Genomic DNA, 8210 nt, shown 5'->3' with positions numbered 1-8210 from the left:
ATCCGAAACAGCATCGCACAGCACCGGTCCGGTGCGGAACCGCGCGACGCAGCCTGCGGTATCGGCAAGCTCGGCGTGGCCGAGCTTCGACAGCCCTTCCAGCCCTTGTCGCCCGAGATGCAGGGCAAGATCCGCCTCGCCCATCGGGGTGACCGGGTGGCGGCTCATCACCGGGTGGCGGTCGATGCGGTGCACGGCGCCGTCGGGCCCGCGCGCGAAGAGGTTGCCGAAGACGCAGTAGCGCCCGAGGCTCGGCTGGCCGCCGATCACCGCCACGATGTCGGGGGCGAAACGCTCGGCCAGCGCCAGCGCGACCGCGCCGATGGAGCCGATATGCGGCGCGGAATCAAAGGTCGAGCAGACCTTGAGGTGCAGCACCCCGGGCGCCTCGGCGGCGATGCGTGGCCAGAGCCGGGCGACCTCGGTCCGCACCTGCTCGGGCGGCAGCGAGCGCAGGTCCGTGGGCAGGCCCAGCACGTCGAGCCCGCTCGTCCCGGCCTCGGGCGACATCAGCATCCGCGTCCGCAGCCCGCCGCGCGTGTAGGTGGCGAGGCTGTCCGAAGCGCCGGTGAAGTCGTCGCCGACGAAGACGATCCGTGCGCCCATCTCAGCGCGCCCCGAAGAAGTCCAGCGCCCCGGCGAGCGCCTTGTGGGCGATGGCGCCGTCCTGCAGCGAGCGGCCCGCCTTCAACACGTCATAGGCCTCGTGCAGCGAGGCGATGCCCGCCTGCGGCCCGCCGGGATGGGCGAGGATGCCGCCGCCGCACATGAACATCAGGTCATGCGACTGCGCCGCCTGCAGCGTCTGCGGCAGGGTCCCGGCCCATTGCCCTGACGAGAAGGCGGGCATCACCGCATCGGCGGGCCCGTCCTTGCCGAGCGGCTGCAGGCAGGCGCGGGCGGCCTCGCTGACCTCGTCCGCGGTGTCGACGAACTTGCCGCCGATGCCGTGCACGTGCATGTGGTCGATCCCCGCGAGGCGGTAGAGCGCGTGATAGGCCTGGAAGCCCATGCCCAGAAGCGGATGGCGGCTCATCGCGCCGAAGCCGTTGCGGTGGGCGTGGATCGCCAGATCGGTGTGGGCGCGCAGCGTCTCCATCCCCGAGAGGCCGCACCAGTTGAGGCTTGCCATGACGCAGGAGCCGCCCTCGTCCCGGACGAGATCGGCGTGGCGGCGCATGGCGTCGGTCTCGTCGGTGATGTTGAAGGCCATCATCACCCGGCGCCCGGTGCGGTCCTCCCAATTGCGGATCACCTCCATCACGGCGGGCACGCGCTCCGACAGGGGCGCGATGTCGGGATTGGCGCAGACCTCGTCATCCTTGATGAAGTCGACGCCCGCGGCGCAGAGCTGGTCGACCAGCGACGCGATCTCGGCCGGGCGCATGCCGACGTTGGGCTTGATGATGGTGCCGAAGATCGGTCGGTCCGCGACGCCGAGGATCCTGCGCGTCCCGGCGATGCCGTGAACCGGCAGCGGGTAGCGGGCGCGATAGCTCCCCGGAATCTCGAGCGACACAAGCTTCAGCCCGGTGATCTCGCCGATGTCGTAGAGGTTTCCCGAGACCGTCGCTGCCAGCGTCGGCAGGTTGCGCCCGATGTTGCCGGTCGGGAAGGCGATGCGCACGCGGGCGCGGCGGAAGGGGCCGGGGGGCGCCTTGCGGGCGACGTAGGCCGAGTGCAACGCCGGCGCCGCCGCCTCCTCCAGCAGCTCGACCGAGAGCACCTCGGCGGCGGCGCGGGCGCGCAGCTCGTCGGTCTCGCCCGCGACGCGGACGAAGGTACCCGAGGATTGCTCGCCCGCCATCATCGCTGCCACGTCTTCGGGCGGGTAGGGGGTCTCGAGCAGGTATTCGGCGACGATCCGTTCCATCGCCGGCCTCAGAGCTTCGACAGGTCCGGGAAGGGCCGCACCGGGTCGGAGCCGTCCCAGCCCTCGGAGGCGTCGCGGATCATGTCGAACATGGTGCCCTTGGGCCCCAGCACCTCGGAGAGCTCGATGCAGGTGCCCGGGTGATGCTCTTCGGCGAAATAGGCGAAGCGGCCGTTCTGCCCGACGCAGCCCGACATCTTCACGGTGAATCCACGGTCCAGCATCATCTGCAGGTCGGCGTCGTAGTCCCTGGTCCAGAACGCCACGTGCTGGAGGCCGCGCAGGCCCTTCTGCATGTAGTCGCGGTACATCGACGGCACGTCGTTGCGGCACTGGATCAGCTCGACCTGCATCGGGCCGGAGTTCGCCAGTGCCACCGAGTTGTGCGGCGGGTAGCTTTCGCCGTCGAAGCGGTAATCCTCGATCGGAACCTGCGGATTGTAGAACCACGGGCCCACGCCCATGGTCTCGGACCAGTATTTCATGCCCGCCTCGATGTCGTCGACGACGTAGCCGAGCTGGCGGATTGGGCCAAGAAAGGTGCTCATGGGGAACCTCAGTTCATCAGGATTTCGGGGAGCCAGGTGGACAGCGCAGGTACGGCGGAGACCACCAGCAGGGACAGGAGCAGCGGGATGAAGAAGGGCATCACCCCGGCGATCACCTTGGAGATGGGCATCTTGGTGATGATGGTGATCATGTAGAGGCTCATGCCGACGGGCGGGGTCAGCAGGCCGATCATCAGGTTCAGCACGAAGACGATGCCCAGCTGCAGCGGATCCACCCCGGCGGCGGTCAGCGCCGGCGCCACGATGGGTGCGATGATCAGGATGGCGGCGATGCTCTCGAGCACCATGCCGACGATCAGCAACAGGACGTTGACCAGCAGGAGCAGCACCAGCGGGTTCTCGGAGAGGCCGAGCAGCAGCGCCGAGGCCTTCATCGGAATCTGATCCAGCGTCAGAACCCAGGCGAAGAGCGCGGCGGTGGCGACCACGAAGAGGATGTTCGCCGTGGCCTCGACCGTGTCGCGCAGCGCCTCGAGGATCGCCCGGCCGTTGAGCGATCGGTAGATGAAGATGCCGATCAGCATGGCATAGGCCACGGTCACGCCCGCCACCTCGGTGGGCCCGAAGTAGCCGCTCATCAGCCCGCCGATCAGCAGCACCGGCGCCAAAAGCGCGGGGAACGAGATCGCGGCCTTTTTCGCCACGTCGCGGGGTCTGGCGCTGACGTCGTCGCGGGGCAGGCCCTTGACGCGGGCGACGATGGCGACCTGCGCCATCAGCAGCGCGGTCAGCAGAAGGGCCGGGACGATGCCCGCGAGCAGCAGCTTCACAGCCGAGACGTTGGCGACCGAGGCGTAGATGATGATCGGGATCGAGGGCGGGAAGATCGGGCCGATGGTGGCGGCGGCCACGGTGAGCCCGGCCGCGAAATCCTCGCGGTAGCCCTGTGCCTTCATCTGGTTGATCTGGATCGCCCCCAGCGCGCCGATGTCGGCCAGCGCCGCGCCGGAGACACCCGAGAAGATCAGCGAGACGAAGACGCTCACCTGCGCCACGGCGCCCCGGATGCGGCCGAAGATCATCCGCACGAGGTCGAAGAGATGGGTGGTCACGCCGGTCGCGTTGAGCAGCGAGGCGGCGAAGATGAACAGCGGCACCGCCAGCAGCGGCGAGCTGTCCAGCGCGTTCAGGCTGCGCTGCGCCAGCACCGAGACCGGCAGGCCCTGGGTGACGATCACCACGGCGGAGGACAGGCCGAGGCACACGGCGATCGGCGCGCCGAGGGCCAGCAGCACGGCGAAAATGCTCAGAAGGAGAAGGCTCATATGGGCAGTCCGGTCTCGTCCCGGTTATCATGATAGGCGGCGCCGGGCAGCCGTCCGCGCAGGGCGGAGACGACCCGGGTGAGGGCGACGGCGGCAAGGAAGAGGCTGCCGGTGAGCGCGAGGCTGTAGTAGACCCAGTTCGGCACCTGCATGGCGGGCGTCAGGAACTTGCCGGCGCGGGGCAGGAACTCGGCGAAGCTCCAGAGCATCAGCACGGCGAAGGCGAGCGTGGCGAGGTCGGCGATCAGCGTCATCGCCTTGCGGACGCCCTTGGGCGACATGTCGGGCAGCATGGTCACGGCCACCAGCACCTGGCGCCCGGCGAGGCAGGGCACCGACAGGAACACCAGCCCGATGCACGAGAACCGCGCCAGCTCGTCCGCCCAGGGCAGCCCGAGGTCGAGGAAGTTGCGCGCCGCCACCTGCAGCACCACAAGGAAGGCCATCTGCGCGAGCAACGCCATGCCAAGCCAGATGCCGCACTGGACGAGCCGCGCGAGTGACGCGCGGCCCGGAGTTTCCCGTGCCATCAGGCGACCGCGTCGATCTTGGCGTAGAGTTCGCCGTATTCGCTGCCGAAACGCTCGTCGACCAGCTTGCTGACCGAGGCGCGGAAGGCGTCGAGCTGCAGGCCCTCGGCCTCGCCGATCACCGTCATGCCGAGATCGCGCAGCTTCTGGGTCTCGGTCTCCTCGTTGTCGAGGATCGCCATGGTGGCCTTTTCCCGGGTCATCCGGGCGGCCTCGCGCACGGCGTCCTTCTGGCTGTCGCTCATGTCCTGCCAGACGTCCTCGTTCATCACGACGACCTCGGCGTTGGACATGTGACCGGTCAGCATGAGATGGGACTGCACCTCGTAGAGCTTGACGTTGAGCACCACATTGACAGGATTCTCCTGCCCCTGCACGACGCCGGTGGCGAGCGCGGTGGGCACCTCGGACCAGTCGACCGGCACGGCCACGGCGCCCATGCCCTCGACCGCGGTGGTGTAGATCGGGAAGGGCACGGCGCGGATCTTCACGCCCGCCAGATCCTCGGGCGACATCACCGCCTTGTTGCAGGTCAGGTTCCGGCGGCCGAAGTAGTGGGCGTAGATCACCCGCACGTTGGCGGCGGCGATCAGGCCCTCGTTCAGCTCCTGCATCACCGGGCTTTCCACGTCGGTCACCTTCATCAGGTGGTCCACGTCACGGTAGAGGTAGGGCGTGTCGAGAGCCGCGAAGGGCTGATAGAGCGAGCCGAGCGCGCCGGCGGTGTTGTGCGAGAAGGCGATGGTGCCGAGCGACACCGCCTCGGCCAGTTCCTGCAGCTTGCCGAGCTGGCTGTTGGGGAAGACCTGCACCGTGACGTCGCCGCCCGAGGTCTGACCAAGCGCCTCGGCGAACCAGTCCGCCTGCGCACCGGCGACCGAAGCCACCTCGTTGTTGTGGCCGTAGCGCAGCGTCGTCGCGGCAAAGGCCGGGCGCGCGATGAAGGGCGCCGCGAGGGCGCCTGCGCCGGTCAGCAGCAGGCTGCGGCGGGTCAGTCCGGGGGCGTAGTGCATCTGATCTCCTCCCAAAGAAATTTTGACGCATTCTGAGGTCTCATCCGGAGAGCTTCCGGCGTCATCTCGAATTTTCAGTATGTATTGACGAAGTCTAGGATTCCGGAGCAGCATAGGTCAAAGCAAAGTTAATGATGGGTTTTGAGGTATCATGAGGGACAAGTCAGAAACTGCCCCGGCAAGCGCGCGGCCGCTTCTGACCGACATCGCCGAACGGGCCGGGGTGTCGCTCGCGACGGTCGACCGGGTGGTGAACCGCCGCAAGGGCGTCAAGGAGCGCACCCGCCAGCGGGTGCTCGAGATCGCCCGCGAGCTGGGCTATCTCACCGAAACGCAGGGCGGATTCTACGAAGCCGAACGTCCGCGCAACATCGTGGTGCTGCTGCCCTCGGGCTCGAATCCCTACCTGCGGCTGCTGGGCGATCAGCTGCGCGAGCGGGTCGAACGCTCGGCCCCGGACGATCCCTTCCTGCGCTGTTATTTCATCGAGAGCTTCAACGCACAGGCCCTCGCCGAGGCGCTCCGGCGCAACGCGGGCTGGGCCGATGGAATCGCCTTCTTCGCCATCGAGCACCCGCTCGTGCGCGAGGCCGCGGTCGAGGTGCTCGCCGCCGGCACGCGGCTGGTGACCATCGTCTCGGACCTCGGCAGCCTGCCCGAGATCCCGCATGTGGGGCTCGACAACCGCGCCGTGGGGCGCACCGCCGGGCTGCTGATCGGGCGGCTCGCGAAACAGCCGAGCGGCTCGGTGGCGCTGGTGGCGGGCTCGCGACACTACCGGGCCCATTCCGAACGCGAGGCGGGGTTTCTCAGCATTCTCGAGGAGTTGTTCCCGCATCTTCGCGTCGTTGGCATGCGCGAGGGCCACGACGACGCGGGCGAGAACTATCGCCACACGCTGGGGCTGTTCGACCAGGCACCGGACCTCGTGGGAATCTACAACGTTGGCGGGTCGTCGGGGGGGATCACCCGGGCCATGCGCGAGCGCGACCGGTTGGAGGTGGTGTTCATCGGCCACGGGCTCACGCCCGACACGCGACGGGCAGTGGTCGAAGGAGCGATGGACGTGATCTTTGACCAGGACCCCGACGCGCTGGTCGACCGGGCGCTGCGCTGTCTGTCGGAGCAGGCACCTGTCGCGCGCCCTCTCAAGTTCGACATCTACTTCCGCGAGAACCTGCCCTGAGCCCCCGCGTGCCGTGCCCGCTGGCGTGGCATTCCGCGGCAAACGCCGGAATATCTGCGAATTCCCGCAGATTGGGCATATACTTTCGCGACGACTCCCGCTAAAGGCAGTTTTTTCGTGTCGCGTACGGCGACCCACCACGGCTCACAGCCCGGCAGGCCCTCTGCCGACCTTCTCCATGGACTCTCTCACTATGATCACTCCCCTGTCCGATGCGCTTTCCGAGCGCGGATACGACACCCTTACCCCCGTCCAGGAGGCCGTGATCGCACCCGAACTCGCGGGACTGGATCTGCTGGTTTCGGCCCAGACCGGGTCGGGCAAGACCGTGGGCTTCGGCCTCGCCATCGCGCCGACGCTGCTGGGCGACGAGACCCGCTTCGGTCCCGCCGCCGCGCCGCTGGCGCTGGTGGTCGCACCGACCCGCGAGCTTGCTTTCCAGGTGATGCGCGAGCTGACCTGGCTCTTCGCCCGCACCGGCGCCGTGGTTGCCTCCTGCGTGGGGGGCATGGACGTGCGGCAGGAACGGCGCGCGCTCGAGCGCGGTGCGCATATCGTCGTGGGCACCCCGGGCCGTCTGCGCGACCACATCGAGCGCGAGTCGCTTGACCTGAGCGCGATCCGCGCCGTGGTTCTGGACGAGGCCGACGAGATGCTCGACCTCGGCTTCCGCGAGGATCTCGAGTTCATGCTGGGCGAGGCGCCCGAAGACCGCCGCACGCTGCTGTTCTCGGCCACCGTGCCGCCGATGATCGCGACGCTGGCGAAGAGCTACCAGCGCGACGCGCGCCGGGTGAACACCGTCGACAGCGCCAGCCAGCACGCCGACATCTCCTACCAGGCGATCCGCGTGGCACAGTCGGATGTCGAGCACGCGATCTTCAACCTGCTGCGCTTCCACGACGACGAAAGCGCCATCGTCTTCGCCAACACCCGCGCCGCGGTGAGCCGCCTGACCGCCCGCCTCGCGAACCGTGGGCTGGCAACGGTGAGCCTCTCGGGCGAGCTGAGCCAGACCGAGCGCAGCCACGCGCTGCAGGCGATGCGCGACGGCCGGGCCCGGGTCTGCGTCGCCACCGACGTCGCAGCGCGCGGCATCGACCTGCCGAACCTGAACCTCGTGATTCACGCCGACCTGCCGACCAACACCGAGACCCTGCTGCACCGTTCGGGCCGTACCGGCCGCGCCGGGCGCAAGGGCATCTCGGCGCTGATCGTGCCGTCGAAGGTGGCGAAGAAAGCCGAGCGCCTGCTGAAATGGGCGAAGATCTCGGCGGAATGGACCGTGGCGCCTTCGGTCGACGACATCCAGCGCAAGGACGAGGAGCGGCTGCTGGCCGATCCCGTTTGGTCCGAGCCGCTGACCGAGGAGCAGGGCGCCTTCGCCGAGAAGCTGCTGGCGCTGCACCAGCCCGAGGTCATCGCGGCCGCCTACCTGCGGCTTTACCAGGCCCGCCACGCCGCGGCCGAGGAACTGCTGCCGCCGGACACCAAGCCCGCCGCGCGCGAGCCGCGCGATTTTGGCCCGAGCCGTTGGGTGACGCTCTCGGTCGGCCGCGACAACCGCGCCGAGGCACGCTGGCTGCTGCCGCTGCTGTGCCGCGCGGGCAACCTCGACAAGGCGTCGATCGGTGCTATCCGGGTGCAGGATTCCGAAACCTTCGTCGAGCTCGCCGAGCCCAGCGTCGAGGGCTTCGTCGCCTCGCTGGGCGAGGGCGGTCTGCTCGAGGAAGGCATCTCGGCGCGTCTGGTCGAGGGCGTTCCCACCTTCAGC

General features: G+C 68.6%; 8 protein-coding genes. 2 read left to right on the top strand and 6 right to left on the bottom strand.

The genetic code is table 11. The features are described 5' to 3' along the window. The 6 genes from HC022_RS14295 to HC022_RS14270 all read right to left on the bottom strand — a co-directional run. The coding region (locus tag HC022_RS14295; protein ID WP_167452898.1) for a four-carbon acid sugar kinase family protein at positions 1-606 on the bottom strand (606 nt) is incomplete at its 3' end. 1 nt (position 607) lies between these two features. Further along, the gene (locus HC022_RS14290; protein ID WP_167452897.1) at positions 608-1873 is read right to left on the bottom strand and encodes a ribulose-bisphosphate carboxylase large subunit family protein; all 1266 of its coding nucleotides are present in this window, start codon (positions 1871-1873) and stop codon (positions 608-610) included. Positions 1874-1881: 8 nt separating this feature from the next. Beyond that, a complete protein-coding gene (locus tag HC022_RS14285) occupies positions 1882-2421 on the bottom strand; it encodes a VOC family protein (RefSeq protein ID WP_167452896.1) in 540 nt (179 codons plus the stop codon). 8 nt (positions 2422-2429) lie between these two features. After that, entirely contained in the window at positions 2430-3707 is a 1278-nt protein-coding gene (locus HC022_RS14280; protein ID WP_167452895.1) for a TRAP transporter large permease, read from the bottom strand. Next, a complete protein-coding gene (locus tag HC022_RS14275; RefSeq protein ID WP_167452894.1) occupies positions 3704-4237 on the bottom strand; it encodes a TRAP transporter small permease in 534 nt (177 codons plus the stop codon). Before HC022_RS14275 ends, HC022_RS14280 begins: the two co-directional genes overlap by 4 nt. Continuing rightward, positions 4237-5250 (bottom strand): TRAP transporter substrate-binding protein, encoded by a 1014-nt coding sequence (locus tag HC022_RS14270; RefSeq protein WP_167452893.1) that lies wholly within the window; start codon positions 5248-5250, stop codon positions 4237-4239. Before HC022_RS14270 ends, HC022_RS14275 begins: the two co-directional genes overlap by 1 nt. A gap of 151 nt (positions 5251-5401) precedes the next feature. Between HC022_RS14270 and HC022_RS14265 the strand changes: the two genes are divergently transcribed. Then, the gene (locus HC022_RS14265) at positions 5402-6436 is read left to right on the top strand and encodes a LacI family DNA-binding transcriptional regulator (protein ID WP_089962540.1); all 1035 of its coding nucleotides are present in this window, start codon (positions 5402-5404) and stop codon (positions 6434-6436) included. A gap of 193 nt (positions 6437-6629) precedes the next feature. Continuing rightward, a partial coding sequence (locus HC022_RS14260; RefSeq protein WP_167452892.1) for a DEAD/DEAH box helicase occupies positions 6630-8210 on the top strand: 1581 nt, incomplete at its 3' end.

Source organism: Salipiger sp. HF18 (assembly GCF_011806505.1).
GTDB classification, from domain to species: Bacteria; Pseudomonadota; Alphaproteobacteria; order Rhodobacterales; family Rhodobacteraceae; genus Salipiger; species Salipiger thiooxidans.
This window is presented reverse-complemented; position numbering and strand designations above follow the sequence as displayed.